This is a genomic window from Deinococcus radiopugnans ATCC 19172, assembly GCF_006335125.1.
Lineage (GTDB): Bacteria > Deinococcota > Deinococci > Deinococcales > Deinococcaceae > Deinococcus > Deinococcus radiopugnans.
The window spans coordinates 95,565-122,480 of sequence record NZ_VDMO01000011.1; the positions used below are offsets into that span (position 1 = coordinate 95,565).

Consider the following 26,916-nt stretch of genomic DNA (forward strand, 5'->3'; position numbering starts at 1 on the left):
TGGGCGGCGGGTCTGATCTGGAATCTGTAGCTTAACGCTCTATTCCGGTCTGAGTTTGAAGTGATTCGTGCAAAAAAGGCGGGAGAATCAGTTGTTGTGGGTCTTCTTTGTTGCGGGGTGCCCGGACCGTACTTTCAGGGCCACCTTCACAGAGAAGGGGACGCCCCGTATACAAGCGGGCGTCCCCAGGTCACCTTGCGGTGAGGGGAGAGGAGGCCGCGCTTACCAGCCGCGGCCCTTGATGCGGGCCAGGTCCGTTTCCAGCTTCTTGACGGCGGCCGCGCCCTTGGTCTTGCCTGCCAGCACGTCGCTGACGGCGCCCGCGAAGGCCTGCGAGACCTGGTTGTACTTCAGCTTGGTGGGGCCGGAGGGACGGGCCACCGCGCTGGTGAACACGTCCAGCAGGCTGCCGAAGAAGGGGTTGGCCTTCAGCACGGCCTGGTCCTTGTACAGCGCGGGGCGGGTGGGGTTGTACGCTCCCTCGATGGCGCGGATCTTCTGCTCGTCCGCGCTGGTCAGGAAACGCACCAGATCGATGGCGGCGGCCTGGTTCTTGCTGTACATGCTGACGCCCAGGTTCCAGCCGCCCAGGGTGGCCGCGTTGCCGTTGCCGCCGCTGGGCAGGGGCGCCACGCCGATCTTGCCCTTAACCTTGCTGTCGTCGCTCTGGCCGAGGGCCCAGGCGTAGGGCCAGTTGCGCATGAACGCCGCGTTGCCCGACTGGAAGATGCCGCGTGCCTCTTCCTCACCGTAGGTGGTCACGCCTGCGGGGCTGATGGTCTTGACCCAGCTGGCGGCAGTGTCCAGCGCCTTGGCGGCGTTGGCGTTGTTGACGGTGATCTTGCCGCTGTCATCGACGATGGTGCCGCCGCCGAAGGACACCAGCCACTCCAGCGCGTCACAGGTCAGGCCCTCGTAGTTCTTGCCCTGGAACACGAAACCGGTGAAGGTGGAGTTGGCCTTCTTCTCGCCGTCCTCGATCTTCTTGGCCATGGTGGACAGTTCGGTCCAGGTCTTGGGCGCGGCGTTGTAGCCGTACTTTTTCATCAGGTCGGTGCGGTAATACAGCAGACCGGCGTCGGTGAACCACGGCATGGCCACCAGCTTGCCGTCCACGGTGTCGGCGGCAATGATGCTCTTGAAGTGCGCGTTGACTTCGGCGGCCGGAATCTTGCCCTTCAGGTCCACGAAGTGCTGGGACAGCAGGCCGGGCCAGATGATGTCGAGCTGGTAGACGTCGATGGCGTCGCTCTTGGCGGCCAGCTGCTGCTGATACAGGCCCAGGCGGTCGTTGGTCAGGTTGGGGCTCTCGAAGACCTTGACGGTGTTGCCGGTCTTCTTGGCCCAGCGCGCCGCGCCGTCCTTGCAAAGCTGGAGTTCCTGGCCCACGGTGCCGCAGGCCAGGGTCACCTGCACGGCTCCGGCCTGGCTGGAAGCGGCGATGGCGGCGGTCAAGCTGACAAGTGCAATAGCTTTCTTCATGAATCCTCCTGCGTGAATGTGCTGGGCGGACCCAGCTCTGGCACTTCCCCTCGGAAGCGGTTCCACGCGTACGTAATTGTGATTGCGGCAGGCTACACCGCCTGATGCAGGGTGTCAATGTGAACTTTCTCAATTCCAGATTATGGTTTTGCCCCTTGCTTGGCCCTGGCCTCTGGTCCATGTCGGCTGGGACCATCGCTGAACCTCTTCTGACGGCGGCCCTCCGCGGTGCGAGGCCAGGTGCCGCGATGGCAACCCTGGAGGCGAGCTGACGTCGACCGGCTGTCCGTCGCCTCTGTGGTGCTGCTCTGTCTGCATGGGGCGCGTCCGGCACAAAGCAGTCACTCGCCGCGCCGGGAATCTATACTGCCCCCCATGATTGACGCGGCCCAGATGGACCATCTCGCCAGCCTCGCGCGGCTGGAACTGACCCCCGACGAGCGCGAAGCCATGACCCAGGACCTCGTGCGCGTGCTGGGCTACTTCGAGCAACTGCGGGACGTGGATACGGACGGCGTGGAGGAAATGCAGCGCCCGGTGACGCTGGTGAACGTGCTGCGCGACGACGTGCCCGGTGGGGCGTTTCCGGCCTCGGTGATCGAGGCGCTGGCCCCCGAGACCCAGGACGGCTTTATTCGCGTGCCCCGCACCGTCGAGGCCGAGTAGATGTTAGATCTGAAATTTATCCGTGAGAACGCCGGGGCCGTCAAGCACGCCATTAAAGTGAAGGGCATCAACCTTGATCTGGACGAACTGCTGGCGCTGGACCACGAACTGCTGGGCGTCAAGCAGCGTGTCGAGGCCATGCAGGCCGAGCGCAACGCCAACGCCAAGGCTGTCCCGAAAGCCACGCCTGCCGAACGCCCCGCTTTAATCGTGAAGGGTAAGGAACTGGGCGAGGAAATCAAGGCGCTGGAACCGGCGCTGCGTGCTCACGAGGAACAGCTGCGGCAACTGCTGCTGCGCGTGCCGAACATTCCGCTGGACAGCGTGCCGGTGGGCGCAGACGACTCCGAGAACGTGGAGCTGCGGCGCGAGGGCACGCTGCCCGATTTTGCCTTCACGCCGCTGGATCACGTCGAGCTGCTGGAACGCCAGGGCTGGAGCGATCCCGAGCGGGTGGCACAGGTGTCGGGCAGCCGCAGCTACCTGCTCAAGGGCGAGGCGGTGCTGCTGGAGATGGCGGTGCAGATGTTCGCGCTGGATTTCCTGACGGCGCGCGGCTTCACGCCGCTGAGCACCAGCGCCCTGGTCCGGCCCGAGGCTTTCGTGGGCAGCGGCCACTTCCCCGGCGGCGAGGATCAGGTCTACAAGATTGAGGGCGACGAGCTGATGCTGGCCGGCACGGCAGAGGTGCCGGTGAACAGCCTGTACGCCGGGGAGCAGCTGCCGCTCGCGGCCCTGCCGATCACCTACGCCGCCATCAGCGCGGCCTTCCGAAGCGAGGCGGGTTCGGCGGGGCGGGACGTGCGCGGATTGATCCGCGTCCACGAGTTCCGCAAGGTCGAGCAGTACGTGCTGTGCCGCGCTGACGAGGCCGAGGCGCTGGAGTGGTTCGACAAGATTCTGAAGAACGCCGAGGAGCTGCTAACCGCGCTGGAACTGCCGTACCGCGTGGTGCAGAACTGTACCGGCGACATGGGTGCGGGCAAGGTGCTGATGTATGACCTGGAAAGCTGGGTGCCCAGCGAGAACCTCTACCGCGAGACGCACAGTTGCAGCTATCTGGGCGACTGGCAGGCAAGGCGCACCGGACTGCGCTACCGCGACGAGGACGGCAAGCTGACCTACGCCTACACCCTCAACAACACCGGCATCGCCACGCCGCGCATTCTGGTGCCGTTGCTGGAAAACCACCAGCAGGCGGACGGCACCATTCGCGTGCCGCCGGCGCTGCGGGCGTACCTGGGCGGGAAGGAAGTGCTGGGCAAAGCGGTTCGCTAAGTTCAGATCGCTGGGTTCGGAAATAGACGGTGGGGGCCGGGTCATTTGATCCGGCCCTCTCTTCACGCCTTGATCGTGGAAAATCTCCGCCTGATCTGGAGACGAATGCTGGCATTCCTGCTGGCCTGCTCAGGCGCCGGTTTTGCAGGCGGCAGTCAGACGGAGGCCGCCTGACTGGGCCGCGCGGTGGACGTGCCGAACACCGATTTTTGCCGTTCCAGCGGATGCCGTCTGCTGGCTGTTCGCCCGAACGACTTCAACACGGTGGGCTGGCCCGACGGTCAGTGGCACCGCTACCGCGTGGGCCAGGGCTGGACGCTGGAAGTGGACGTGCGCCCGGAAGGCTGGATCAGCAACACGCGGCTGCTCAAGCTTTCGGCCCGCACGGGAACCAGACTCAGCAGTCAAGAGCTGAATCAGGCCGCCCGATTCCTGAGCGCCGTGACGGGCCGGCGCTTTTCAAGGCAGGCTGTGGGTGCGTGTCTCGATGCTGGACTGGCAGCCCAAAACCGTGACCCGGACGTGTATGGTCCCACGCATCCTCTGAGCCAGTGGACGACTGCTTCAGGTCTGCCGTTCAAGGCCCGCTGCGGGGTGGCGGGCGTGGGACAACTGGGCGTCTGGGCCGGGTGGCTGCAGGAGGAGCGCGTCAGGGCGAATGCAGCGCCGCAGGTGGGGTCACATTGACCCGTCTGCCCAGCTATCTTCGCCGTATGAATCGAATCTTCATGGGCCTGCTGGGCCTGCTGCTGGTGGGCTGCCAGCAGACCGTCGTCACGCCGGGGCCACTGCCCCAGCTGCGCGAGAGTGCGCTGGGGCAGACCCTCAACCTCAGCGGTCAGGTGGAGGACTGGCCTGCGGGCCTGACGGCAGAGATCGTGCTGGAGCGGTATGCCGCGCCGCAGACTGTGATCGGTTCGGTGTCTGATGCTGGTGCCTTCCGCGTGTCCACAACCGCACCGCTGCCGCTGCAGAGGACGGCGGTCTCCGCACTCCTTGGCCCGGTGGGACCGGAGAATGGCTGTGCGGGGCAGGACCTTCAACTCTCCGACGCTGCCGTGCGCGCCTTTGAACTGCCGACCCTCCGCCTGATCCGGCAGGGGCCTGCATCTGCGTCCCTGCGCCCGCAGCTCAGCCCGCCGGTTCGCGTTCCAGAACTGCGGCGACAGGCCGGGAACAGTGAGGTACGGGCGCTGTACGTGGACCGCGATCTGCGCGTGGTGGGCACGCAGGTCTGCTCGGGCCAGTCTGTCGTCACCGGAACCAGATGGCAACGGGCCACCAGCATCAACGTGCAACTCCGGGCGGGCTGGAACCTGATCACCGTCACCAGCGAGGTCGTGAGCGGGCAAGATCGGACCGATGCTGATCGCCTGACCGTCCAGGGGGGTGACCCGGTGGTGGGCACGGTCTGGACGTACAACGGGGTGCCGCTGGACCGCTAACCGCCTGCCGCCGCTCAGCTCATGCCCGTCCGCTACGCTACCGGCATGGACATTCCGCCCGAGGTGCTGGAACAGACCCACGCCCGCTTTGTCAGCCGCGACAGCGAACGGGCGCGCACGCACGAGCGCCTGATCGTGGGCGGCCCGATGGCGGCCAATACGGCCGAGCGCCTGGAAGCCCGCCTGACCCGCCTGGGGGTGCCCCACACCGACGCCTGTGCGCTGGCCGAGGGCCGCGAGACCATGGCGGCCGTCACCGAGCGGCTGCCCGGCAAGCCCCGTATTCAGACCGAACGGGTGCTGGGCGCGAACGATCTGGTGGGCGTGGCGTATCTGGATCTGGCCCGCAGCGCGTCGCGGGCGGTGGGCCGGGTGGTCCTGAAAGACGCGCGGGGCCGCACGGTGGGCTTCGGCACCGGCTGGCTGTGCAGTCCGCGCGCCATCCTGACCAACCACCACGTGCTGGAGAACGCGGCCACCGCCCGGCTGGCAGTGATCGAGTTCAATTACGAACTGCTGCCCGGCGGCGAACTGGCCACGCCGGTCACCCTGGCCCTGGACCCCGACACGCTGTTCGTGACCTCGGAGGCGCTGGATTACTCGCTGGTGGCGGTGCGCGGCGACACGGCGGCCTACGGCTGGCTGCCGCTGATTGCCAGCACCGACAAGACCGTGCTGGGCGAGGCCCTGAGCATCGTGCAGCACCCCGGCGGCGAGACCAAGCAGGTGGCCCTGCGCGAGAACCGATTGATCGATCTGCTGCCCGACTTTCTGCACTACGAGACCGACACCGCCCCCGGCAGCAGCGGCAGCCCTGTGTTCAACGACGCCTGGGAGGTGGTGGCGCTGCACCACAGCGGCGTGCCGCGCACGGACAGCCAGGGCCGCACCCTGCGGCGCGACGGTCAGCCGCTGCAACCCGGCGATCCCGACAGCGCCATCGACTGGATCGCCAACGAGGGCGTGCGCGTCAGCCGCATCCTGAACGATCTGCGGACCCGCGCCGACGCGGCGGACAATGCCCTGGTGACCGAGGTGCTGAGCGGGGACCGTCCACCCACCCTGGTTCCCAACCCCGTGCCCCCCGGCGCGGGCGTGCTGGAAGCAGTCAGCACCCTCGATCTGGGCCTGATCGCCCCTGGCCCGGACGGTGTGGCCAGCTGGCCCGTCACGTTGAGGCTGCGCGTGAGTGAGGGAGAGGCGCACCCTGCCGAGCCCGCATCAGGACCCACGCCGGGACCAGGGCAACAGAGCGGCTACCTCGACCCGCAGGACGAGGCGGACGCGGCGGCCTACTACGCGGGTGTGGCGCTGGACGGATCCCCCCAGGCGCGGTTTCTGGCGTTGTCGCAACTGGTCACGCGCACGCACGCGCGTCAGCCGCGCTACTCGCCTGCCACCGAGCTGTACCCGGCGGTCGACGTGTGGCCCGACGGCCTGCTGCGCAGCCTGTACAGCGCCCGAGAGCACGCGCCGGGGGAATTCATCGCCGCCGACCTGGCCGCCCAGGCCCGCCGCACTGAACTGGCCGCCCGCGAGGGCATCGCGCTGGACACGCTGGAAGACGCCTTTCCGTACAACTGCGAGCATGTGGTGCCGCAAAGCTGGTTTGCCAAGCGCGAGCCGATGCGCGGCGATCTGCACCATCTGTTCGCCTGCGAACCCGATTGCAATTCCTTCCGGGGCAACACGCCGTACTTCGACTTTCCCGACTACGGCGAGGCGCTGCGCAGCGACTGTGGCCGCCGCGATCCCGGCGAGTTCGAACCCGCGCACGGCAAGGGCGCGGCGGCGCGGGCCACCCTCTACTTCCTGCTGCGGTATCCCGGCGTGGTGCGGCAGTACAGCGCCCGGCACCTGGACACCCTGCTGGCGTGGCACGCGGCCACCCCGCCCGGCGACTGGGAACGGCACCGCAACGCCCTGATCTTCGCGCGCCAGGGCAACCGCAACCCGCTGATCGATCATCCCGAGTGGGGCGCGGGGGTGGACTTCTCGGAAGGGCTGGGCCGCTAGTCGCCGGTCACCTGCCTGCGCCGACTCTGTAGACTGCCGGCATGACCCAATCCATGTTCGATCCGGCCGTCCTGAAAGCGATGGGCCAGACCCCCGAGGAAGTCCGCACGCGCCTGGGCGTGGAGCTGGACCGTTTCGAGGCGCAGCTGCGGGGCCGCGAGGCCGACTGGACCACCACCCAGCCGGGCCGCGAGTGGTCCCCGGCGCAGGAGGCCGAGCACGTCCTGAAAATCGACAACAGCATCGTGCCGCTGATGCGCCTGCTGATGTCCGACAAGGAACTGCGGCCCATGCCCCAGGTGCCGGGCGAGATCGTGGACGGCAAGCGGCAGTCGCCTGAAGCCCTGCTACCCAGCGACGAGGGCCTGCCCTTCGCGGCGCTGGACACCACCTGGGCCGAACACCGTCAGAAGCTTGAGGAGATGGCCGCCCACGTGACCGAGACGCCGGGGCGCACCTTCTGGCACCAGTTTTTCGGTGAGATCGACGCGCTGGACTGGCTGCGGATGGTCGCCATGCACCTGCGCAACCACCGCAAGCTGCTGGAGGAGAGCGCCGCCGCATGAGCGATCCGAACGTCAAGACCGACAAGGGCACGCGCGGCCACGAGCTGGACATCCACGTCACCTTCACGCACCCGCTGCCCGAAGCGCAGGCGCTGGCCGCCCTGCTGGTGCTGGATGGCTTCCGCGTGGAGCTGTATCGCCCGCACCCGGCGCCCACCCGGCCCCCCAGCGAATCCGTGCCGCAGCCGGAAGTGACGCCCGACATTCCCTCCGCCCGCCTGACCGGCCCCCTGCGTGACCCGGAGGCGGTGCGCGCGGGCCTGAGCGCCCTGCTGGGCAAGGACGCCCGCTACGTGGAGGTCGGCGTGCGCGGCTTCCTGCGCAGCACGACGGGGCAGACCGACTGGATGCCCTGGAAGCTGAACAAGGTGCTGAAGCGGGCCGAGGCGGGGAAAGTGGGATTCGAGGAAGCCGTGCGCTACGTGCTGGAGTAGTGGCCGCAGAGTAGCTGGCTGGTCGCGCTGGCGGTTATTTTTGCGGCCTGGATGTGGCGAGCGCCCGCGCGAACGGGGGAAATGCTTGAAGCCGCCTCTGTTCCGCTGCGTTGAGGGGAACATAAAAAAGGGAAGGAGAGGGAGCCGGATCATATGGCCCTCTCTCCCGTCATCGGCTGCCGGGTCTGACTAGCCGCTCCCCACCACCCCGCCCTCACCCTTCATTGCGACCCTGGGCCGGGCCAGCAGCATCCAGACCAGCGCCGCCACCAGCACCGCGCCGCTCAGCAGGTACGGTGCGCCGTGGCTGACGCTCTGATACAGGCCGGTGCCGAGCAGCGGGCCGGTCATGCGGCCCAGCGCCAGCGCGCTGCTGTTCAGGCCCGCCACTGCGCCCTGCTGGTTGGCGGGCACGCTCAGGCTCAGGGCGGCGCTTAGGGTGGGCGACAGGATCGCGCTGCCGATGCCGATGACCGCCAGGGCGGCAGTGATCGGCCAGTAGGTCCGCATCTGCGGCAGCAGGAACATGCCCGCCGCCATGACGGCCAGCCCGATCCAGATCAGGACGGTGGGCTGGATGCGCTTGCTCAGCGGGCGGATCGCGCCGCCCTGCACGGCGGCGGCCACGATGCCAAACACCGCCAGCATGCCGCCCACCGTGCGGGCGGTGCTGCCGGGGCTCAGCTTCAGGGTGTCTTGCACATAAAAGGCGATGGTCTGTTCCATGCCCACACTCGCCAGGGTGGACAGCGCGCTGACCGCCAGAAACAGCGGAATGGCCCCGCGCGTCAGCAGGGCGCGGCGGTCGCCCTTGCCCATCGGCACCGAGTCGGCGCGGCGCGTTTCGGGCAGCACCCGGTACGCCACAGCGGCGGTGACCAGCCCCAGCACGGCGGAAAAGTAGATCGGGGTGGTCAGGCTGAAGGTGCTGAGCAGGCCGCCCAGCGCGGGGCCAAAGACCACGCCCAGCCCGAAGGCCGCGCCGATCAGACCCAGGCTGGCGGCGCGGTCCTTCTCACTGCTCAGGTCGGCCATCATCGCCTGCGCGGTGGGCAGGGTGGCGCTGCTCAGAATGCCGCCGATCACGCGCGAGGCCAGCAGCAGTCCGAACAGCACGCCGCCCGCCAGCACTCCCTGCAGCCCCAGATGCGCGACGTACCCGAACAGCCCGAAACTGATCGAGAAGCCAATCAGGCCCATGATTAGCACCGGCTTGCGGCCCACCCGCTCGCTGCGTGACCCCCAGATCGGTGAGAAGACAAACTGCATCAGGCTGTACACCGTGGAAAACCACCCCACCTGCGTCTCCGAGAGGCCCAGTTCGCGGCCCAGCGGGGCCAGGATGGGAAACAGCACGCTCAGGCCCAGCATGGCGATAAAAATGGTGAAGAAGAGGATGATCTTGGTGCTGGCGGCGGGTCTGCCGCTGCCAGTCGGTGGGGGAGAGTCGCGCTCGGTCATGTCCACAGTGTATACCCCGACTGACCGGTCGGTAAGTTCAATAAAAGCTGTGCATCATCTTTAAGCTGACCATGAGATGAACGGACGCTGGAGACTTCGGTCCCTGTTCGGCCAGTGGCCTGCAGCGGTATACTTTTTGACGGGTCAATCCCATCTTCAGCTCATTCACGGCACGGTGCCGCCTCGCGGCGCATGGTTTATCTGCAGATTGCAGTGGTCCGTGGCTGTCCGCTGCCCTTCCCATCTCTGATCCCTACTGGAAGCGATTCAACCGTCGCTCCGCTCAAGGAGAAAGCATGAAAAAAGCACTGACCATCCTGTCCCTCGCCCTGCTGGGTCAAGCCAGCGCCGCCAACATCACCGTCTGGACGCACTTCGGCGGCCCCGAGTTGGACTGGCTCAAGCAGCAGGCCGCCACCTTCGACAAGAAGGGCAACAAGACCACCATCGTCAGCGTGCCGTTTGATCAGATTCCCGACAAGCTGATCCAGAGCGCCCCCAAGGGTCAGGGGCCCGACGTGATCGTGACCCTGCCGCAGGACCGTCTGGGCCAGCTCGCGGCGGCGGGCGTGATCGAGCCGATGGACAAGTACATCACCAGCAAGACCGACTTCGACAAGACCGGGCTGCAGGCCATGACCTACCAGGGCAAGCTGTTCGGCATCCCCATGTTCGCCGAGGCCGTGGCGCTGGTGTACAACAAGAAGCTGGTGTCCAAGGCGCCCACCACCTGGGCCGAGTTCCTCAAGACCGCGCAGGCCAACACCGGCAACGGCAAGTTCGGCTTCCTGACGGACCTGTCCAACGCCTACCAGAACTACGGAGTGATCAGCGCCTACGGCGGCTACGTGTTCAAGAACACGGGCGGCACGCTGAACACCAAGGACATCGGGCTGGCCAACGCCGGGGCCGACAAGGCCAGCGCGTTCCTGAACGACCTGCGCTACAAGTACAACCTGGTGCCTGAAGGCGTGTCCGGCGATGTGGCCAAGGGTGCCTTTACTGACGGACGGCTGGCGATGTACCTGACCGGTCCCTGGGACATGGGCGACATCAAGAAGGCGGGCATCGATTACGGCATCGTCACCTTCCCCACCCCTCCCGGCGCCACCGGCAAGTGGAGCCCCTTCGTGGGCGTGCAGGGCACCATGATCAACGCCTACAGCAAGAACAAGGTGGCGGCGGCGGGCTTTGCCAAGCAGATCAGTAGCAGCGACGCGCAGTACGCCTTCAACAAGGCCGGCGGACGCATTCCGGTCAGCCTGAGCGCGCGCACCCGGCTCAAGAGTGACCCGGTGGTGTCGGGCTTCGGCAAGGCCATCAGCGCGGGCACCCCCATGCCCAACGTGCCGGCGATGGGCGCGGTGTGGGCGCCCTGGAGCGCCGCCATCGCCCAGAGCGTGCAGAAGCCCAACCCGGACTACAAGCAGATTCTGGACAAGGCCGTGCAGGAAATTCAGGGCAACATCAAGTAAACACGCTGCAGTGTTGAGGTGGACGGGCGAGGGCGGCCCGTCCACCTTTCTGTGGGCGCGTCTATAGTTGCCGTCTGTTCACCGAATCACAATGTAACGGTCTCCACCATGAATCGCCCTATGATTTCCCCCTGACCCCTTCAAAGCCTCTTTCAAAGGAGACGGCGCATCCCATGACCGCGATTCCCCATCCCCCCCGTTTTGGTGTCCGCTCCAACGTTCCGCCGGAAGGGACGAAGGGCGTGCTGATTGCCGTTCTGATCCTGGCCGTGATGCTGGGCGGGGCGGTGCTGATCGGCTGGCTGCTGAGCGGGCTGACCGCCCGCATCTACCCTGAAGCGCCGCCCTACATGATCCTGATCTACGGCGTGGCCGCGCTGCTGCTGATGCTGCCGGTGGTGCTGCGGCTGTTTCCGTGGATGGTCAACTGGTATTACCTGTTCCCGGCGCTGGTGTTTCTGGCCGCCTTCACCATTTTGCCCATCGTGCTGACCGTCAATTACGCCTTTACCAACTACAACGCGGTCAACAGCGGCAACCCGGACTCGGCGCTGCGGACCACGGCGACGATCAGCCCCGATAAACGGGTGGTGACGTTGGGCGAAACGCCGCAATCAGACAGTGTGCAGGAGTACCTGCGTTGCGATACGCCCGACTGCGCGGGCAAAACACTGGTGCTGTTTGACGATCAGGCCTCGGTGCCGTTCAAGGCCAAGATTGCCAGCGTGGACGGCCTGCAGGTCACGTTGGCCTCGCCCTTCACCGCCAACATTGAGGTGGCGCGGGCCACCCGCCTGAACAACATCAGCTACATCGGGCTGGCGAACTTCCGCGAGATTTTCGCCAAGGCCAGCCGCGCCCTGATTCCGGTGTTCATCTGGACGGTGGTGTTCGCGTTTTCCACCGTGACCATCAACGCCATCGCCGGGCTGGTGCTGGGCATCTTGCTGTACAACAAGAACCTCAAGGGCCGCAATGTGTACCGCACCCTGCTGTTTTTGCCGTGGGCCATTCCCGCCGTGATCAGCGTGCAGATGTGGGTGGCGCTGCTGAACCAGCAGTTCGGCATCGTGAACAAGGGGCTGGGCCTGCTGGGCTTCGCCGCCGTGCCGTGGCTGAACGATCCGTTGTGGGCCAAGGTCAGCGTGCTGGTGGTCAACCTGTGGCTGGGCTTTCCCTACATGATGACGGCCACCATCAGCGCCCTCTCGACCATCAACGAGGATCTGTACGAGGCCGCCAGCATTGACGGGGCCAGCCGCCTGCAGCAGATCTCGAACATCACGCTGCCGCTGCTGCGCAACAGCTTCACGCCGATTCTGCTGTCGGGCTTCGCCTTCAACTTCAACAACTTCGGCATCATCTACCTGCTCACGCAGGGCGGGCCGGACCAGCAGGGCCGCGAGGCCACCGCGCGCAGCACCGACATTCTGCTGTCGTGGGGGTACAACACGGCCTTTGCCTCCAGCGGCCAGTCCAACTACTCGCTGGCCAGCGCCATCGCGCTGATCATCTTCTTCCTGACGCTCGCCATTTCGCTGGTGAACTTCAAGGCGGCTGGCGTCTTCGAGGAGGCCCGCAAGTGACCGCCGTACCGAATCAGAACGCGCCTGGCCAGGATGCGGGCGACCGTGAAGTCTACGTGCACCGCGAACCCAGCCTGCTGAGAAAAGCCCTGCCGTGGCTGGTGCTGGCCGCGCTGGTCCTCGCCGTCGGCGTGCTGGCGTTCTACCTGAACAAGAGCATGGTGGGCCGCCAGAAGAGCTTTACCATCTACTTCGTCGAGCGCGGCTGGGTGCGCTTCCTGCTGTTCCTGCTGGCCGCCAGCGGCGTGCTGGCCCTGACCAGCCTGATCGGCCAGCGCGTCGGCATGGCCCGCACCGGTCGCAAAATCAGTTACGCCGCCGTGCTGGGCGTGCAGCTCACCCACCTGTTTTTAATCCTGGTGGTTCTGGTGGCGATCTACCCGCTGTTCTACGTCCTCATCGCCGCCTTCGATCCACGCAACAGCCTGTTTGCCTTCCCGGATTTTTCCAATCCCAACATCCTGTACAAGACCGGGCTGCTGCCCCGGCTGGAAGTGCTGAGCTACGAGAACTTCCAGAAGCTGTTTGAGGACGTCGCCATTCCGCTGTGGCAACTGGCGCTGGCCGGGATTTCCGGCGCGGCGCTGACCGCTCTGGGCATCATGGCGATCATCGCCAGAACGGGCCGCGAGAGCGAGGGCCTGAACCAGACCCGGACCTGGATTCTGCGCATTCTGAGTGTGGCGCTGGCGGTGCTGGTGGTGTTCATGGGGCCGGCGCAGTTCGGCGGCAGCACCAACGAGTCCAAGTTCCTGCTGTCGGTGCGCAACACGCTGCTGGTGTCGGGCATCACCGGCATCCTGGCGATCCTGCTGTCCACCACGGCGGGTTACGCCATTGCCCGCCTGCGCTTTCCCGGTCGCTTCCAGACGCTGCTGTTCTTCATCTTTATCCAGATGTTCCCGGTGTTTCTGGCGCTGGTGGCCGTCTACGCCCTGATGGTGCTGCTGGGCCTGAGCAACACCTTCACCGGATTGATCCTGGCCTACAGTGGCGGGGCCATCGCCTTCAACACCTGGATCTTCAAGGGCTACGTCGAGTCGCTGCCCGAATCGCTGGAGGAAGCCGCGATGGTGGACGGCGCGACGCGCTGGCAGACCTTTATCAAGGTGGTGCTGCCGCTGTCCGGGGGCATTCTGGTGTTCATCTTCCTGAACCAGTTCATCGGCACCTACGCCGAGTTCATCCTGGCGAACATCCTGCTGACCGGGGTGGAAAAGTGGACGGTGGGCATCATGCTGCTGTCGTTCACGCAGGGCCAGTTCAGCACCAAGTGGGGCGTGTTCGCCGCCGCCGCCACACTGGGCGCCTTGCCCATCGTGGCGTTGTTCTACGGCTTTCAGGGCTATTTCGTGGGCGGCACGGTGTCGGGCGGGGTCAAGGAGTAGCCAGAGCGTTTGTCTCCTCTCCCGCCCAAGAAGAAAAGTCCCCGCACCTGACGCGGGGACTCTTCTTTGTTGTTGAAAAGATTTAACTCTGCGCGTCCGGGTCCGGCATGCTGTCCGTCACCGATTGATCGACGCCCGCCTCGAAGCGCTTGAAGTTCTCGCGGAACATGCGGGCCAGCTTTTTGGCCGTCTCGTCGTAGGCGGCCTTGTCGGTCCAGGCGTCGCGGGGATTCAGCACCTCGCTGGGCACGCCCGGCACCTCGCTGGGAATCTCCAGGTTGAAGAACGGCTCGCGCTCGAACTTCACGCCGTCCAGGTCGCCGCTCAGGGCCGCGTTGATCAGGGCGCGGGTATGCGCGATGCTCATGCGCTTGCCCTGGCCGTACATGCCGCCGCTCCAGCCCGTATTGACCAGCCACACCGTGGCGCCGCTGTCCGCGACCTTCTTGGCCAGCAGGCGGGCGTATTCGCCGGGGTGACGGGGCATGAAGGGCGCGCCGAAGCAGGTGCTGAAGGTGGGGCTGGGCTCGGTGACACCTTCCTCGGTGCCGGGAATTTTGGCCGTGAAGCCGCTGATGAACTGGTACATGGTCTGATCCGGCGACAGGCGGCTCAGCGGCGGCAGCACGCCGAACGCGTCGGCGGTCAGGAACACCACGTTCTTCGGATGGCCCGCGATGCTGCCCGGCTGAATGTTGTCGATCTGCGTGATGGGGTAGGCGCTGCGGGTGTTCTCGGTCAGGCTGTCGTCGTCCAGATCCGGCACGCCGTCGGCGTCCAGCACCACATTCTCCAGCACCGTCCCGTAGGTCTGGGTGGTGCGGTAGATGTCGGGCTCGGCCTCCGGATTCAGGCGGATCACCTTGGCGTAGCAGCCGCCCTCGAAGTTGAAGACGCCCGTGTCGGTCCAGCCGTGCTCGTCGTCGCCGATCAGCTTGCGGCTGGGATCGGCGCTGAGGGTGGTCTTGCCCGTCCCACTGAGGCCGAAGAACAGTGCCACGTCGCCGGCCTCGCCCACGTTGGCCGAGCAGTGCATCGGCATCACGCCGCGCCCCGGCAGCAGGAAATTCATGACACCGAAGATGCCCTTCTTGTTCTCGCCCGCGTATTGGGTGCCGCCCGCGATGATCATCCGCCTGCCGAAATTGACCAGAATGAAGGTCTCGCTGCGCACCCCGTCCACCGCCGGATCGGCCTTGAAGCTGGGAATGTTCAGCACAGTCCAGTCGGCCTCAAAATTGGCCAGTTCCTCGGGCGTGGGCCGCACGAACATGTTGTGGACGAACAGCGAGTGGTAGGCCATCTCGGTGACCATGCGCACGGCAATGCGCTGCTCCGGATCGGTGCCCGCGAAAACCTGCTGCACGAACAGTTCCTTGTCCTCGGCGTACTTCGTCATCTTCGCCAGCAGGCCTTCGAAGACCTCGCCGCCGATGGGGCGGTTAAAGCCCTCCCACCACACCGTGTCGCGTGTCTCGTCGTCCTCGACGATGAAGCGGTCTTTCGGGCTGCGGCCGGTCTTGTCGGTGTGGACGGTCAGCGGTCCGGTGGCCGCCTTGACCCCCTCGCCCAGCCGGATGGCGTGCGCGTACAGCTCGTCCACGCCAGGATTGAGGTGGACGGTGGCATGTTCAATGCCCAGATCGGTCAGTGGACTGTTGGCGGTCAGGCTCATGAGATCAGCTCCTTAAAGAAAAAGAGGCCGCGCAGCGGCTTTGCAGGTACAGACGCGGCTGAATTGGTGTATGGACGAACACACTAATTGTGGCCTATGAAGCGGTTCCAACCCAACCTTTCGGGTGTCACGATGGAGGAAACAATAAGGCGGGGTGTCCAGCCTGAACAGACGCCTCTTCAAAAAGCACTTCCAGGCTGCGACGTCCGGGGCTAGGCAGAAAGAAGCCGTGGGGGATTGGGAGAGCGTTCTCCCAATCCCCCACGGCCTCTATCCGACTTTAAGGTTCAGTTCGTTTTGGGCTGGGTGTCCTGAGCAGCGTCCGTCCTGGGTGCGTCGGTGGCGCTGGTCTCGGCCGGCTTGCCAGCCTGCTCCTCGGCCTGCGTGCGGGCAGTGGCCGGAGCGCCGGGAGCGGGAGACGCGCCCCAGGCAGCGCCGGCGGTACCGGCCTTGGTGGACGCCGCCGCACCGGGGGCGGGCGTCGAGGCCGGTTCCTCGATCTGTTCCAGCCACGCCGAGCCGATCAGATTGCGGGCGTTGCGGCTGAACCGGTGCAGGCTCTGGGCCGCGTCGGGACTGACCGAGGCCACGGCGTCCAGAATGGCCTTGCGCGCGGCGGGCACGCGGGCCAGCACCACGGCGCCGCCGCCCACCAGCAGCAGTGCCGTGACCCCTGCGCCCAGGCCACCACCGCCGCTGTCACTCTTGCGGGCCAGCCGGGCCTGCTTTTCCAGGGTCTTCAGTTCCTTGCCCAGCTCTTTTTGCAGCGGCGCGATCTTCTTGCTGACGGCCTTGTCCAGCTTCTTGGCGTTCCAGTTTTTCTTGCCTGCGCTCAGTTCCTTCTCGGCCTGACGGCGGGCGCGGCTGATGGCCTTCTCGGCGGTGCGGCGGCGGTTTTCCAGCGTGTCGCCGGTGTCACTCAGGGTGTCCTGCATCCAGCCCTGCAGGTTGCTGAGCAGCCCCAGACCACTGTCCTGCACGTCGTCCAGGGTGCTGGCGGCAGACTTGCGGACCGTCTGGACCGCCTGCTGGGCCTGCTTGCCGCGCTGCTCGGCCATCTTCTGGGCTTCCTTTTCCACGCGGGCGGCCCGCTTTTTCGCCTCCTGCTGGGCCTCGGCGGCCCGCTTCTGGGCTTCGGCAGAGAGCTCCGCCGCACGGTCCTGGGCGGCGGCGGCCAGCTGACTGCCGCGCTTCTGCACCGTTTCGGCCAGTTCGCTGCCGCGTTCCTGGGCCACCTCGGCCAGTGCGCCGCCCCGCCTCTGGGCCGTTTCGGCCAGCTCCGCCGCCCTCTCCTGAGCGGTGGAGGCCAGGTCCGCCGCCGTCTCGCGGGCGGTCTCCAGCCAGGCCTGAACCTGCGGCGCGCCCTCTTCCTGCCACGTTTCCAGGGCGCTGGCCCCGCGTCGGGACGCCTCATGGGCCAGCTGCTGGACCGACTTCTGCGCCTCGTGGGTCAGGGCCAGGGCGGTGTGCTGGGCCGTCGCGGCGGCGTCGGCCAGCGCGGGCTTGACCGTGCTTTCCAGCGTATCCTGGGCATCACTCCAGGCGTGACGGGTGCCGCCGACCAGCGAGCGGCGGACATCCTTGTTCAGGGCCAGCGCGGCCAGCCCGCCCAGCAGCAACAGGCTGCGCTTGCTGACGCCGCCGGTGGATTCGTGTTTCATGGACATGTGGACTCCTTTGCGTCCGCCTCCACCTCGCGGCGGCACGGACAATACCGCCATTGTGCCGCGCGGCATGAGGGCCAACGTGGGGGAAATGTAACGGAAGATTCATGCTCGGTGAGAGGCAGACCGGCCCGCGCGTGGTCTACCGCCGCACCACGACGCGGAGGGCCAGGCGGATGCTGCCCCGCCTCACACTCGCAAACCCCCTCCCGCCAAAGCTCTAGACTGCGGGGGATGACCCGCAAGGCCCGCGCCCCACGCGCCGAGAAAACCGTTCCCCTGTCCAGCTCGCCCACGCCGGTCCCGGCCACCGCCGCGCCGGAGGGTCCCGCCCTGGCCCGGCTGGAGGTCCGCAACCTTGCCACCATCCGTGAGCTGGAACTGGACTTCGCGGGCGGTCTGAGCGTCTTTACCGGCGAAACCGGCGCTGGCAAGAGCATCATCGTGGACGCGCTGGGGCTGCTGCTGGGGTCACGGGCCAATACAGACCTGATCCGCACCGGAGAGAGCGATCTGCTGGTCACCGGGTTCTGGACGCACGCGGGGGACGAGCGCAGCGCCAGCCGACGCCTCGCGGCCCAGGGGCGCGGCGTGGCCCGGCTGGACGGCGAGGTGGTCAGCGTGCGCGAGTTGCAGGAGTGGGCGCAGACCCGGCTGACCATCCACTGGCAGCACAGTGCGGTCAGCCTGCTGGGGCCGGCCAACCAGCGCGCCCTGCTTGACCGGGGCCTGCCGGACCGGATGGCCGCCTACACCCACGCCTACCGCGAGTGGCACGACGCCCGCGCCCGCCTGGAGCGTCTGCGCACCGGCGAGCGCGAACGCGCCCGGCAACTGGACCTGCTGACCTTCCAGGCGCGCGAGATCGCCGAGGTGGCCCCGCAGCCCGGCGAAGAAGAGCCGTTGCAGGCCGAACTGAACCGGCTGGCGAATCTGGAGACCATCGCCCAGAGCGCGGCGGGGGCGCTGACCCTGATCTCGGACGGTGAGGAGAATGCGCTGGGTTTTCTGGGTGAGGCCGTCCGTGCGTTGAACGCCAGCGCCCGCTACGACGACGCCAGCGCGGCCCTGCAACAGGAACTGCGTGCGGCCCTGGACAGCCTGCAGGCTGTGTCCGGCGAGCTGCGTGCCGTGGCCGAGGACGGCGCGGCGGACCCCGAGGAACTGGCCCGCGTGGAGGGCCGGCTGGGCGCGCTGGGCCGGTTGCGGACCAAGTACGGCCCCACGCTGGACGACGTGCTTCAGTTTCAGGCCGGGGTGGAGCAGGAACTGAGCGCCCTGAACCGCGACGAGCAGGATGCCGGCACCCTGGACGCCGACGTGGCGGCGCTGATGGACGAGGTGCGCCGGGCCGGGGCCGCGCTGGACGCCGCGCGAACGGAGCGTGCTGGCCCGCTGGCCGCCGACCTGCTGGCCGTGATCCGCGAACTGGGCATGCCGCACGCCCGCCTGGAATTCCAGCTGTCGCCGCTGGCCGAACCGGCCACCTACGGCCTGAGCGACGTGACCATCGGATTTACCGCCAACCCCGGCGAGGACCTGGCCCCGCTGTCGGACGTGGCCTCGGGCGGCGAACTGTCGCGCGTGATGTTGGCGATCAGCACGGTGCTGGGCGCCGACACCCCCGCCGTGGTGTTCGACGAGGTCGACGCCGGCATCGGCGGCGGCGCGGCGCTGGCGGTGGCCGAGCAGCTGTGGCGCCTGGCCCGCAGCCGTCAGGTGATGGTGGTGACCCACCTGGCGCAGATCGCCGCCCGCGCGGACCATCATTTCAAGGTGGAAAAGGCCGTGGAGGGCGGGCGCACTGTCAGCCGGGTGCGGCCCCTGTCGCCCGACGAACGCTTGGAGGAAATCGCCCGCATGCTGGGCGGCAATACCTCCGAGGCCGCGCTGGGGCACGCGCGAGAACTCCTGGTGGGCGGGGCAGACGACTAAGGCCCCTCGGCGCGCATGTGCGTTTGCCCAAGGCCGGATTCAGGGTGTCATCAGGCACGCTGCCTAAGCTGAAAGGATGAAGAAATCCCTCCTGCCCGTCTTTCTCCTGAGCGCGGGCCTGTTCAGCGCCTGCACCATGACCGGCCCCGGCAACCTGAAGGTTCACGAGGCGCTGCTGTACGGCGGGGCGCAGGAACGCATCGTGTGGGTGTACGGGTCATTGACCGGGGGAACGGCGGGCAGCCTGAAGCTGGGAGGTCAGACCGTGGAACTGCGCCCGCAGGTTGAGGACACGGTGGCCACGCCCGGCAGCCTGAGCGTGGATGGCAAGGCCACCTACCGCCAACCCACCGCAGCCATCACCGCGCCGCTGAACGTCACCCGCCGCTCAAACGGCTCTTTCGAGGTGGTCTCTCCTGGCGGCCTGAGCGCCGTGTACTACACCGACGGGCAGACCTGGAGCAAGTTGAGCGGCCTGAACGGCACGGTGGGGGCCAGCGCGGTTGGCGGCCTGCAGAGCGCGGGCCAGCTGACCGCTGAAGAAGCGGGGGTCCTGAGCCGGGCGCTGCTGGGCCAGGGACCGCTGGCGGTGGGTGTGCTGGCCGACGTTCCGGGGGCCGACGCCCCGCTGACCGTGGAGCCCACGCCCACCGAGTACCGCCGCACCGCGCTGTACGTGCTGCCAAAGGTCGCCACAGTTGCGGCGGACCTGCCGCCGTCCGCCGGCATCCTGAAGCCTGCCCCGTCGCCGTCCGCCCCGTTGCCCACAGGAGCCCGCGTGAACTTCACTGAACTCGCCAGCGGCACCCAGTCAGGCGTCACCGAAGCCACCGTCACGGTGGCCACCACGCCCGCCGCCGCCGCCACCCTGTACGCGCAGGCGTACTCGCGCCAGACCGGCGCCCCCACCGCCCCGGACCCAGGCGGCGCCACGCTGGTGGGCGTGTTCCTGGGGCAGCGCTCCACCGGAGGCTACGGCGTAACCGTCACCGGGGCCAGCGCATCGGGCGGCACCCTGACCCTGGTGGCCCAGGTGCGGGCGCCCAAGCCAGGGGGCATCACCACCCAGGCGATCACCAGCCCGTGGACCATCGTGCGGGTGGAAGGTCAGTACCAGAACGTGCAGGTGGTGGACGAGGCGGGCCAGCCGCTGCGCTGAGCCGTTGTTGCTCCACTCTTCCAGGCGGACAAGTTCAGGCGTGCGAGGCTGACGGTCCCCGGGTCAGCCCCGCCGTCTGCCCGGCACGCGGGGAGTCGGGGCCAACACCGCCCCGCTGCGGTCCTGAAGCGCCGGGAAACCGGGACCGCCCAGCAGAACCGCCAGACTGCCTGCCAGCAGCAGCAGCGGCACTTCCACGGCGATGAACTCGGGCCGGCTGCTGATCAGCTGCGCCAGGGCCACCCCGGCAGTCATCACGGCCAGCACCCCGGCCAGCCCGCGGGCGCCCAGACCCAGGACCAGCAGCGGGCCGCCCACCAGCTCCAGCACCGCCATCAGCGGCGCGAACAGCAGGGGCAGGGGCACGCCTGCCATGCCGTAGGCGGCGGTCACATTGCCCAGGCCCAGTTCAAAGATTTTATGGAAACCGTGCCACGCGAAGACGGCCCCCACCGCCACGCGGACCAGGGCCAGGGCCAGTTGAGGCTGGGGCCGCATGGAAGCCAGTGTAACGCGCCGCACATTGGGCTGGATGAACGGGCCGGATGAATTGGGAAAAAGCCCGCTGTCCTGATGTCTGGCCCTTTAGACACCCTTTCACTGATCCCCTCTCTCCGCACCGGCCCACAGAAGTGGGGGTCCAAGCCGCCTAGAATGGACCCTGTGCGCCTGGAGTCCCTCTCAACTTTGAATTACCGCAACCTCGCGCCGTGCACGCTGCGCTTCGGGGCAGGGGTGACCGGCGTGTTCGGCGAGAACGGGGCGGGCAAGACCAACCTGCTGGAGGCCATCTACCTGGCCCTGACCGGGCAGACGGATGTGGGCCGCCTGGAACAGCTGGTGCAGTCCGGCGAGAGCGAGGCCTACGTGCGCGCCGATCTGGAATCGGGAGGCAGCCTCAGCGTGCAGGAGGTGGGCCTGGGGCGCGGGCGGCGGCAGCTGAAGGTGGACGGCGTGCGCGTGCGCGCGGGTGACCTGCCGCGGGGCAGCGCGGTATGGATTCGCCCGGAGGATTCCGAACTGGTCTTCGGCTCGCCCACGCTGCGCCGGGCCTATCTGGACTCGCTGCTGTCGCGCCTGAGCGCCCGCTACGGCCAGCAACTGGGCCGCTACGAGCGCACGGTCTCACAGCGCAACGCGGCCCTCAAGGGCGGCGAGGCGTGGGCCATGGCGGTGTGGGACGACGCGCTGGTGAAACTGGGCACCGAGATCATCACCTTCCGCCGCCGCGCCCTGACCCGACTGGGTGAGCTGGCCACCGACGCCAACGCCGCGCTGGGCAGCCGCAAGACGCTGGAACTGAAACTGCTGGAAACCACCACGCCCGAGACCTACGCCGCCGATCTGACGGGCCGCCGCGCCGAGGAGCTGGCCCGCGGCTCCACCGTGTCGGGGCCGCACCGCGACGATCTGGTGCTGACGCTGGGCGGGTTTTCGGCGAGCGAGTATGCCAGCCGGGGCGAGGGGCGCACAGTGGCGCTGGCCCTGCGCCGCGCCGAACTGGAACTGCTGGCCGAACGCTTTGGTGAACAGCCTGTCCTTCTGATCGACGATTTCAGCGCGGAGCTGGACCCCGGCCGCCGCGCCTTCCTGCTGGAACTGGCGGCTGGCGTGCCGCAGGCCATCGTGACCGGCACCGAGCGCCCCCCCGGCGCGGCGGCACAGTACTGGGCGCAGTCGGGGCGCTTCACGCCACTGGACCCCCTGGACGGGCCACTGGACATGAAACCGGAAAAAAAAGCTGAACTGGAGGAGGTGCACTGATGTCCTGGGACCGTTACAACCGGGACCGTTACAACCGGGGCCGCCGTCTGAGCGGGCCGCGCGGCCTGGGCGAGCTGATGGGCGCGACGCTGGGCACGGCGCGCATTGCCAAGGGGATCGGGCGGGCGCGGGCGATTCTGGCGTGGCCGGGAGCGGTGGGACCGGACATCGCGCGCATCACCCGCCCCCGCACCCAGCAGGGCAGCGTGCTGTTCGTGGACGTGCGCGACAGCGCCGCCGCCCACCACCTGAGCATGCAGCGCCATCATTTCCTGAAGGCCCTGAACGCCCTGCTGCCCGACGCGCCCCTCAGCGACATCCGCTTCAGCGTGGGCAGCGTGCGCGAGCCGGTGATGGCCCCCGTGCCGCCGCCTTTGCCCGCCCCGGACCGCGCCCGCGCCCGCGAACTGGTGCGGGAAGTGAACGAGGACCTGCGCCCCGCCGCCCTGCGCGCCGCCGAGGCGATCACCCGTTCGCGGCGCTGGCGCGAGGAACAGGGCTGGCGGCCTTGCCCGGTGTGCGGCGAGGCCAGCCAGGAGCAGCCGTGCCGCGCCTGCGCGCTGACCCTGCAAGACCCCAACGTCCGCCGCGCGGCCCGGACGTTAATGGGGCAGCCCGAACACCTGACCGATCTGCCTGAAACCCTGGGCGACAGCGGCGCGAATGCGGCCCGTTACCTGGCCATGCAGCGGCTGGAGGAGCAACTGGACCTGCTGGCCCTGGAATGCGTCCGCAGCGGCCAGGAGGACGGTTACCGCGAGTTCCTGGCGCAGCAGGCGGGCATGTACCTCTCGCTGTACCTGCGCCGCCCACGGGCGGACCTGAAGCGTTCGGACCGCGCCCTGCTCCCCGAGCGGGCACGCAACGTGCTGAGTGCCGGGCGCTGAGAAACCGGAACAGGGGCAGCGGGCCACCGTATTTCTGTCGGCTGGGCCTGACTGTGGCCGGCGCGGCGGTATCGTGGCCCTATGACGGACCCCTCCCGCCCCCCTGGACCGCCCGGTGACGCTGGGACGGACCACGCGGCCCAGCAGCCCTCGTCCCAACAACACCGCGCCGCCGCGCCGCGCCGCGTCCGGGTGGCCGTCCTGACCATCAGCGACACGCGCACGCCCGACACCGACACCAGCGGGCAGTACCTGCTGGCCGAGCTGCGGGCGGCAGGCCATGAGACCGTGCAATACCGGGTGGTCCGGGACGACGCCGTGGAGATCCGCACGGCACTGGTGCAGTTCGTGCGCGAGGCGACGGTGGTGTTGTCCTCCGGAGGCACCGGCCTGACCGGGCGCGACGTGACCGTGCCGGTGGTGGAGTCCATGATCACCAAGCCCATTCCCGGCTTTGGCGAGCTGTTCCGGATGCTCAGTTACCGCGAGGTGGGCGGCGCGGCCATGCTGTCGCGGGCGCTGGGCGGGCTGTGTCGGGGCTCGGCCATCTTTGCCATGCCCGGCAGCCTGAACGCCGTCAAAACCGCCTGGGAAGGCATCCTGCGCGACGAGATCGGGCACCTGGCCTTTGAGATCGAGCGCCACGGGCAGCCGGGTGTGGTGGCGGCAGGACCGGCGGCCCCCAGCGTGCCGGTCCCGCCAGCGTCACAGGAGGCCGCGCCACAGCCGGGAGAGCCGGGCGGCTCCCCGGTCCGGCTGGGACGGCACGGCAAGGAAGAGCCGCCCACATAACGCGCGTGGGCGCCTGGTCAAGCTCCCCGGTCATCTTCTGCCGATCTTCCAATCCGTCCCGCCCGCGGGCGATACTTTGAGCCGGGTTGGCCGCGGTCCGGGCCAGCCACGAGGAGACGAGACGTGCGAGAGTTGGAGGTTTTACGGGCTGGACTGAATGGCTCCGAGCTGGGCGGCTTCGGCGCGCTGCTGGACCTGACCCCGCTGACCGAGATCACGGGGCCGTACGCCTTGGTGCTGGGCCTCATCGCGCTGTACTGGCTGCTGCGGGTGGGGCGCGAGGCCCGGCTGGGCTACCTGCCCGGTGTGGCGTGGTGGGCGGTGCCGGGACTGGCACTGCTGCTGCTGACCCCCACCCTGGACGTGCCCGCCCTGTTCGGCCTGGGCGCGGCGGCGTTGCTGCTGGCCGAGTTCTGGCCGCTGCCGTACCGCCGCGCCCCCAGACGTCCGTCGCCCGCGTGGCCGCTGGTGTCGGTGCTGATCGGCGTGGCGCTGGCCTTCAGCATCCTGCAGGTCCAGCGCCCCGAGCCGCTGGCCTTCGTGGCGGCCCTGTGCGCGTTGCTGGCCGGCATGGCGGGGTTGCTGGGCGCGGCGCTGTACCCGGCGCGGGGCGCGGCTCCAAAAGCCTCCGCCACGCTGAACTTTCAGACGCGCTGGCACCGCACGGTGACCCCCGAGTGGCCGGATCTGAGCGTGACCCTCAGCGAGCAGGGCGCGCATCTGAAGAACATCTCGCCGCGCCCGGTGCGGCTGGCGGGCTGGTCCCCCGCCGGCATCAACGCGTGGTTCCGGGTGCGCGGCCCCGACGGCGAGGTGCTGTCTGAACTGCGCGTCGGGCAGGAGGCGCTGTTGCCGGTGGGCGAGCGCGACAGTGGCGTGCGCGTGTGGTACGGCCCCGACAAGTCGCCCGAGGCCCACCTGTTCCGCGCCGACTGGACTCCGGTGGGCCGCGCCGAGCAGCGCGTGCTGAACTGAGGTCGTCCGGCGCCCGCCCGCCTCTCACGCCGCCCGCAGACAGTCGGGATAGGCTGGGCAGCATCGTGAGTCTGGTGTTTGAATGGGCGGCGCTGCGGGCGTTGACGGAAGACGGGGGCACCGGCGGAACGCTGCGGGGGGTGCCGCAGGATTTCCGGGTGGAGGAGGTGCCGGCCTACCCGCTATCGGGCGAGGGCGATCACCTGTACCTGCACCTGGAAAAGACCGGGCACACCACCGCCCACGTGCTGCGCGAACTGGGCACCCAGCTGGGCGTGCGTGACCGCGACATCGGCGTGGCAGGCCTGAAAGACCGGCACGCGGTGACCACCCAGTGGATCAGCGTGCCCGCCAAGTACGAGCGGCGGCTGGGTGAGTTCGCCGTGGACGGCGTGCGGATTCTGGACACCACCCGGCACGGCAACAAGCTGGGCATGGGCCACCTGCGCGGCAACCGGTTCGTGGTGCGCGTGCGGGACGCGGCGGGCGGCGCGGCGCAGGCCGGGGCCACCCTGCACACGCTGAGCGCCCACGGCGTGCCCAACTATTTCGGCCCGCAACGCTTCGGTCTGGGCGGCCTGAACGCCGAGGAAGGGCTGCGCGTGCTGCGCGGCGAATCGCGCCTGCGTGACCCGCGCGTGCGCCGCTTCCTGATCTCCAGCGTGCAGAGCGCGGTGTTCAACGCTTTTCTCAGCCTGCGTCTGGAACGCGGCGTGTTCGCATCGCTGCTGGCGGGCGATATGGCGAAGAAGCACGACACGGGCGGCGTCTTTCTGGTGGAGGACGCCGCCGCCGAGTCGCCGCGCGCCGAACGCGGCGAAGTCAGCGCCACCGGCACGCTGTTCGGCAAGAAAACCAAACCGCTGACCCTGGACGCCGGGGCGCTGGAAGCCGAGGCGCTGGCATTGTTTGACCTGAGCCCTGCCGTCTTTGCCTCGCGGCGTGGGGATCGCCGCCTGACCCGCGTGTTCCCCGAAGAGGCCAGCGTGACCCCACACGACGACGGCTACACCCTGGCCTTCACCCTGCCCAAGGGCAGTTTCGCCACCAGCGTCCTGCGTGAGGTGATGAAGACCGAAGTGGACACCGCCGAGCCAGAGGACGCCGAGGGCACGGACGACGTGGGGGAAGCGGAATGAGGCTCAAAGCAGCGGTGCTGGCGGCCCTGGTGCTGTGGCCGGGTGCGGTGGCCCAGAATCCTGCCGGGCTCAGCGCCGATCTGAAGCTGATGCCCAGTTACGGCGGCGCCCTGCTGGCGGGCCGGATCAAGGCCTCCCGCCCCGATGAGTTGATGGGGGTGTGGAGCAGCCTGGGCCGCGCCCGACTGATGAAATGCGCCCCCCGCTGCGAGGTCGTCCCGTCCCTGCCGATCAGCGGCAACCTGATCCTCAGCGGCAGCTCGGGCTACCGGGTGGTGCTGGGCGGCGACTTCAAGCCCGGTCAGAAGGTCAGCGTCGTGCTGCGCTTCCGTCAGGGCGTGGTGTTGAACCACACCGCCATCGTGGGCCGCTAGGCGCGGTGGATGGGGCGCTGCGCGCGGCGTTCCTGTCGGCCAGTTACGGCACAAAGGATGAGCGCTTTCGCCTCGCCGCCGAATCCTCTGCCGCCGCGCCGCCCTGGGCCGCTGGAACGTGGGCCACCGTCACCGCCTGGAATCCGGGTGGAGAACTGCAATCGGAGGCCGCCAACATGCGGGCCGAGCGCGAGTTGCTGGCATTGATCGGCTCCCGGCCCCACCTGATCGGCGTCAACGGTGAAGGCGAGTGGGCCGAACCGTCCGTCATTCTGCCCGGCTTTCGCCTGCGCCAGTCGGCAGAATTAGGGCGGACATTCGGGCAGGCCGCCGTCCTCTCTGGCGTGGGCCGCAGGGTGGCGCTGGTGTGGCTGGAAGCCGATGGTCTGCGTGTGGAGCGGTTCTGGGTGCGGCTTCTCTCAGTCTCGGCATCATGAGTCGGGTCACGTTGCGCCAGAATGACGGCGCGGAGAATCCGGCCATGAGTCCCCGTATCCGCCGATATCTTTTGCGCTCGTTGCCCTTGCTGCTTTTAGTCCTTGTCCTCTCGTGGGGCGTTGACCGAATCTGGGGCCATTACAGCCCCTGGTACGGTTTTTTCTCCTGGCTCTCCGTTTTTGGTCTGCAGTGGGCCATTCGCACGGAGCCGAACCGGCGCAACTAAATTCCCCTTTGCCGTGCCCCATCTTCCAAACCGCCCTGCCGCCACGCGTTAAGCTGCTCTGTTGCTGCGGGGCGGCCTTTGTTTGGGCTGC

Annotated in this window: 24 protein-coding genes; 19 read left to right on the plus strand and 5 right to left on the minus strand. The window is 67.9% G+C overall.

Annotation, left to right across the window (positions count from 1 at the left end; genetic code table 11):
• Positions 1-222: 222 nt before the first annotated feature.
• Positions 223-1,482, minus strand: a complete 1,260-nt coding sequence (locus FHR04_RS11650; RefSeq protein ID WP_039683400.1) for an ABC transporter substrate-binding protein — start codon at positions 1,480-1,482, stop codon at positions 223-225.
• Between the two features lie 375 nt (positions 1,483-1,857).
• Here FHR04_RS11650 and gatC point away from each other — a divergent pair, with 375 nt between their 5' ends.
• The 7 genes from gatC to FHR04_RS11685 all read left to right on the plus strand — a co-directional run bounded on the left by gatC (position 1,858) and on the right by FHR04_RS11685 (position 7,887).
• Positions 1,858-2,148 carry an Asp-tRNA(Asn)/Glu-tRNA(Gln) amidotransferase subunit GatC gene (gatC, locus tag FHR04_RS11655; RefSeq protein WP_039683402.1) on the plus strand — a complete coding sequence of 97 codons (291 nt, stop codon included), beginning with the start codon at positions 1,858-1,860 and terminating at the stop codon, positions 2,146-2,148.
• On the plus strand, positions 2,149-3,426 hold the full coding sequence (serS, locus tag FHR04_RS11660) for a serine--tRNA ligase (protein WP_139403493.1): 1,278 nt from the start codon (positions 2,149-2,151) through the stop codon (positions 3,424-3,426).
• 192 nt (positions 3,427-3,618) lie between these two features.
• Positions 3,619-4,113 (plus strand): hypothetical protein, encoded by a 495-nt coding sequence (locus FHR04_RS11665; RefSeq protein ID WP_139403495.1) that lies wholly within the window; start codon positions 3,619-3,621, stop codon positions 4,111-4,113.
• Positions 4,114-4,139: 26 nt separating this feature from the next.
• Positions 4,140-4,871, plus strand: coding sequence for a hypothetical protein (locus FHR04_RS11670; protein WP_139403497.1), 732 nt, complete (start codon positions 4,140-4,142; stop codon positions 4,869-4,871).
• A 45-nt stretch (positions 4,872-4,916) separates the two neighbouring features.
• Complete coding sequence (locus FHR04_RS11675; RefSeq protein WP_139403499.1) at positions 4,917-6,887, plus strand: endonuclease; 1,971 nt, start codon at positions 4,917-4,919, stop codon at positions 6,885-6,887.
• A 41-nt stretch (positions 6,888-6,928) separates the two neighbouring features.
• Positions 6,929-7,453: a DinB family protein gene (locus tag FHR04_RS11680; protein ID WP_139403501.1), complete on the plus strand. Its 525-nt coding sequence runs from the start codon at positions 6,929-6,931 to the stop codon at positions 7,451-7,453.
• Complete coding sequence (locus tag FHR04_RS11685) at positions 7,450-7,887, plus strand: hypothetical protein (protein WP_139403504.1); 438 nt, start codon at positions 7,450-7,452, stop codon at positions 7,885-7,887. Before FHR04_RS11680 ends, FHR04_RS11685 begins: the two co-directional genes overlap by 4 nt.
• Positions 7,888-8,076: 189 nt before the next feature.
• Here the strand turns inward: FHR04_RS11685 and FHR04_RS11690 are convergent, their stop codons facing one another.
• Positions 8,077-9,348, minus strand: a complete 1,272-nt coding sequence (locus FHR04_RS11690) for an MFS transporter (RefSeq protein ID WP_139403506.1) — start codon at positions 9,346-9,348, stop codon at positions 8,077-8,079.
• 296 nt (positions 9,349-9,644) lie between these two features.
• Between FHR04_RS11690 and FHR04_RS11695 the strand changes: the two genes are divergently transcribed.
• The 3 genes from FHR04_RS11695 (at position 9,645) to FHR04_RS11705 (ending at position 13,797) form a co-directional block, all read left to right on the plus strand.
• Positions 9,645-10,823: a sugar ABC transporter substrate-binding protein gene (locus FHR04_RS11695; protein ID WP_139403508.1), complete on the plus strand. Its 1,179-nt coding sequence runs from the start codon at positions 9,645-9,647 to the stop codon at positions 10,821-10,823.
• Positions 10,824-10,996: 173 nt separating this feature from the next.
• The gene (locus tag FHR04_RS11700; RefSeq protein WP_139403510.1) at positions 10,997-12,409 is read left to right on the plus strand and encodes an ABC transporter permease subunit; all 1,413 of its coding nucleotides are present in this window, start codon (positions 10,997-10,999) and stop codon (positions 12,407-12,409) included.
• Positions 12,406-13,797: a sugar ABC transporter permease gene (locus tag FHR04_RS11705; RefSeq protein ID WP_039683416.1), complete on the plus strand. Its 1,392-nt coding sequence runs from the start codon at positions 12,406-12,408 to the stop codon at positions 13,795-13,797. Before FHR04_RS11700 ends, FHR04_RS11705 begins: the two co-directional genes overlap by 4 nt.
• Before the next feature lie 82 nt (positions 13,798-13,879).
• Here the strand turns inward: FHR04_RS11705 and pckA are convergent, their stop codons facing one another.
• Both pckA and FHR04_RS11715 read right to left on the minus strand, forming a co-directional pair.
• A complete protein-coding gene (gene pckA, locus FHR04_RS11710; RefSeq protein ID WP_139403512.1) occupies positions 13,880-15,472 on the minus strand; it encodes a phosphoenolpyruvate carboxykinase (ATP) in 1,593 nt (530 codons plus the stop codon).
• A gap of 287 nt (positions 15,473-15,759) precedes the next feature.
• Positions 15,760-17,139 (minus strand): coiled-coil domain-containing protein, encoded by a 1,380-nt coding sequence (locus FHR04_RS11715; protein ID WP_139403513.1) that lies wholly within the window; start codon positions 17,137-17,139, stop codon positions 15,760-15,762.
• Between the two features lie 231 nt (positions 17,140-17,370).
• Here FHR04_RS11715 and recN point away from each other — a divergent pair, with 231 nt between their 5' ends.
• Both recN and FHR04_RS11725 read left to right on the plus strand, forming a co-directional pair.
• Positions 17,371-19,071, plus strand: a complete 1,701-nt coding sequence (gene recN, locus FHR04_RS11720; protein ID WP_139403515.1) for a DNA repair protein RecN — start codon at positions 17,371-17,373, stop codon at positions 19,069-19,071.
• 76 nt (positions 19,072-19,147) lie between these two features.
• Positions 19,148-20,230, plus strand: coding sequence for a protease complex subunit PrcB family protein (locus FHR04_RS11725; protein ID WP_139403517.1), 1,083 nt, complete (start codon positions 19,148-19,150; stop codon positions 20,228-20,230).
• Positions 20,231-20,293: 63 nt separating this feature from the next.
• On the opposite strand, the gene FHR04_RS11730 is transcribed toward FHR04_RS11725, so the two are convergent.
• A complete protein-coding gene (locus FHR04_RS11730; protein WP_139403519.1) occupies positions 20,294-20,728 on the minus strand; it encodes a DoxX family protein in 435 nt (144 codons plus the stop codon).
• 156 nt (positions 20,729-20,884) lie between these two features.
• Here FHR04_RS11730 and recF point away from each other — a divergent pair, with 156 nt between their 5' ends.
• The 7 genes from recF to FHR04_RS11765 all read left to right on the plus strand — a co-directional run bounded on the left by recF (position 20,885) and on the right by FHR04_RS11765 (position 26,598).
• Positions 20,885-21,994: a DNA replication/repair protein RecF gene (gene recF / locus FHR04_RS11735; RefSeq protein WP_139403521.1), complete on the plus strand. Its 1,110-nt coding sequence runs from the start codon at positions 20,885-20,887 to the stop codon at positions 21,992-21,994.
• The gene (locus tag FHR04_RS11740) at positions 21,994-22,881 is read left to right on the plus strand and encodes a DciA family protein (protein WP_245616437.1); all 888 of its coding nucleotides are present in this window, start codon (positions 21,994-21,996) and stop codon (positions 22,879-22,881) included. The genes recF and FHR04_RS11740 overlap by 1 nt, the downstream gene beginning before the upstream one ends.
• A gap of 81 nt (positions 22,882-22,962) precedes the next feature.
• Positions 22,963-23,673 (plus strand): MogA/MoaB family molybdenum cofactor biosynthesis protein, encoded by a 711-nt coding sequence (locus FHR04_RS11745; protein WP_139403523.1) that lies wholly within the window; start codon positions 22,963-22,965, stop codon positions 23,671-23,673.
• Between the two features lie 123 nt (positions 23,674-23,796).
• Positions 23,797-24,648 (plus strand): hypothetical protein, encoded by an 852-nt coding sequence (locus FHR04_RS11750; RefSeq protein WP_249039093.1) that lies wholly within the window; start codon positions 23,797-23,799, stop codon positions 24,646-24,648.
• 65 nt (positions 24,649-24,713) lie between these two features.
• Positions 24,714-25,787 (plus strand): tRNA pseudouridine(13) synthase TruD, encoded by a 1,074-nt coding sequence (gene truD, locus FHR04_RS11755; protein ID WP_139403524.1) that lies wholly within the window; start codon positions 24,714-24,716, stop codon positions 25,785-25,787.
• Positions 25,784-26,161, plus strand: a complete 378-nt coding sequence (locus FHR04_RS11760; protein ID WP_039683428.1) for a hypothetical protein — start codon at positions 25,784-25,786, stop codon at positions 26,159-26,161. The genes truD and FHR04_RS11760 overlap by 4 nt, the downstream gene beginning before the upstream one ends.
• A gap of 5 nt (positions 26,162-26,166) precedes the next feature.
• Positions 26,167-26,598 (plus strand): DUF3293 domain-containing protein, encoded by a 432-nt coding sequence (locus tag FHR04_RS11765; protein WP_139403526.1) that lies wholly within the window; start codon positions 26,167-26,169, stop codon positions 26,596-26,598.
• Positions 26,599-26,916 lie beyond the last annotated feature (318 nt).

What these genes read in the sequence shown, in the direction of transcription:
- recN (WP_139403515.1), top strand. Translation starts at nt 17,371, where the DNA reads ATGACCCGCAAGGCCCGCGCCCCACGCGCCGAGAAAACCGTTCCCCTG.
- FHR04_RS11715 (WP_139403513.1), bottom strand. Translation starts at nt 17,139, where the DNA reads ATGTCCATGAAACACGAATCCACCGGCGGCGTCAGCAAGCGCAGCCTG.
- FHR04_RS11675 (WP_139403499.1), top strand. Translation starts at nt 4,917, where the DNA reads ATGGACATTCCGCCCGAGGTGCTGGAACAGACCCACGCCCGCTTTGTC.
- FHR04_RS11690 (WP_139403506.1), bottom strand. Translation starts at nt 9,348, where the DNA reads ATGACCGAGCGCGACTCTCCCCCACCGACTGGCAGCGGCAGACCCGCC.
- FHR04_RS11670 (WP_139403497.1), top strand. Translation starts at nt 4,140, where the DNA reads ATGAATCGAATCTTCATGGGCCTGCTGGGCCTGCTGCTGGTGGGCTGC.
- FHR04_RS11680 (WP_139403501.1), top strand. Translation starts at nt 6,929, where the DNA reads ATGACCCAATCCATGTTCGATCCGGCCGTCCTGAAAGCGATGGGCCAG.
- FHR04_RS11650 (WP_039683400.1), bottom strand. Translation starts at nt 1,482, where the DNA reads ATGAAGAAAGCTATTGCACTTGTCAGCTTGACCGCCGCCATCGCCGCT.
- FHR04_RS11695 (WP_139403508.1), top strand. Translation starts at nt 9,645, where the DNA reads ATGAAAAAAGCACTGACCATCCTGTCCCTCGCCCTGCTGGGTCAAGCC.
- recF (WP_139403521.1), top strand. Translation starts at nt 20,885, where the DNA reads ATGGACCCTGTGCGCCTGGAGTCCCTCTCAACTTTGAATTACCGCAAC.
- serS (WP_139403493.1), top strand. Translation starts at nt 2,149, where the DNA reads ATGTTAGATCTGAAATTTATCCGTGAGAACGCCGGGGCCGTCAAGCAC.
- FHR04_RS11730 (WP_139403519.1), bottom strand. Translation starts at nt 20,728, where the DNA reads ATGCGGCCCCAGCCTCAACTGGCCCTGGCCCTGGTCCGCGTGGCGGTG.
- FHR04_RS11725 (WP_139403517.1), top strand. Translation starts at nt 19,148, where the DNA reads ATGAAGAAATCCCTCCTGCCCGTCTTTCTCCTGAGCGCGGGCCTGTTC.
- FHR04_RS11685 (WP_139403504.1), top strand. Translation starts at nt 7,450, where the DNA reads ATGAGCGATCCGAACGTCAAGACCGACAAGGGCACGCGCGGCCACGAG.
- FHR04_RS11760 (WP_039683428.1), top strand. Translation starts at nt 25,784, where the DNA reads ATGAGGCTCAAAGCAGCGGTGCTGGCGGCCCTGGTGCTGTGGCCGGGT.
- FHR04_RS11745 (WP_139403523.1), top strand. Translation starts at nt 22,963, where the DNA reads ATGACGGACCCCTCCCGCCCCCCTGGACCGCCCGGTGACGCTGGGACG.
- gatC (WP_039683402.1), top strand. Translation starts at nt 1,858, where the DNA reads ATGATTGACGCGGCCCAGATGGACCATCTCGCCAGCCTCGCGCGGCTG.
- pckA (WP_139403512.1), bottom strand. Translation starts at nt 15,472, where the DNA reads ATGAGCCTGACCGCCAACAGTCCACTGACCGATCTGGGCATTGAACAT.
- FHR04_RS11700 (WP_139403510.1), top strand. Translation starts at nt 10,997, where the DNA reads ATGACCGCGATTCCCCATCCCCCCCGTTTTGGTGTCCGCTCCAACGTT.
- FHR04_RS11740 (WP_245616437.1), top strand. Translation starts at nt 21,994, where the DNA reads ATGTCCTGGGACCGTTACAACCGGGACCGTTACAACCGGGGCCGCCGT.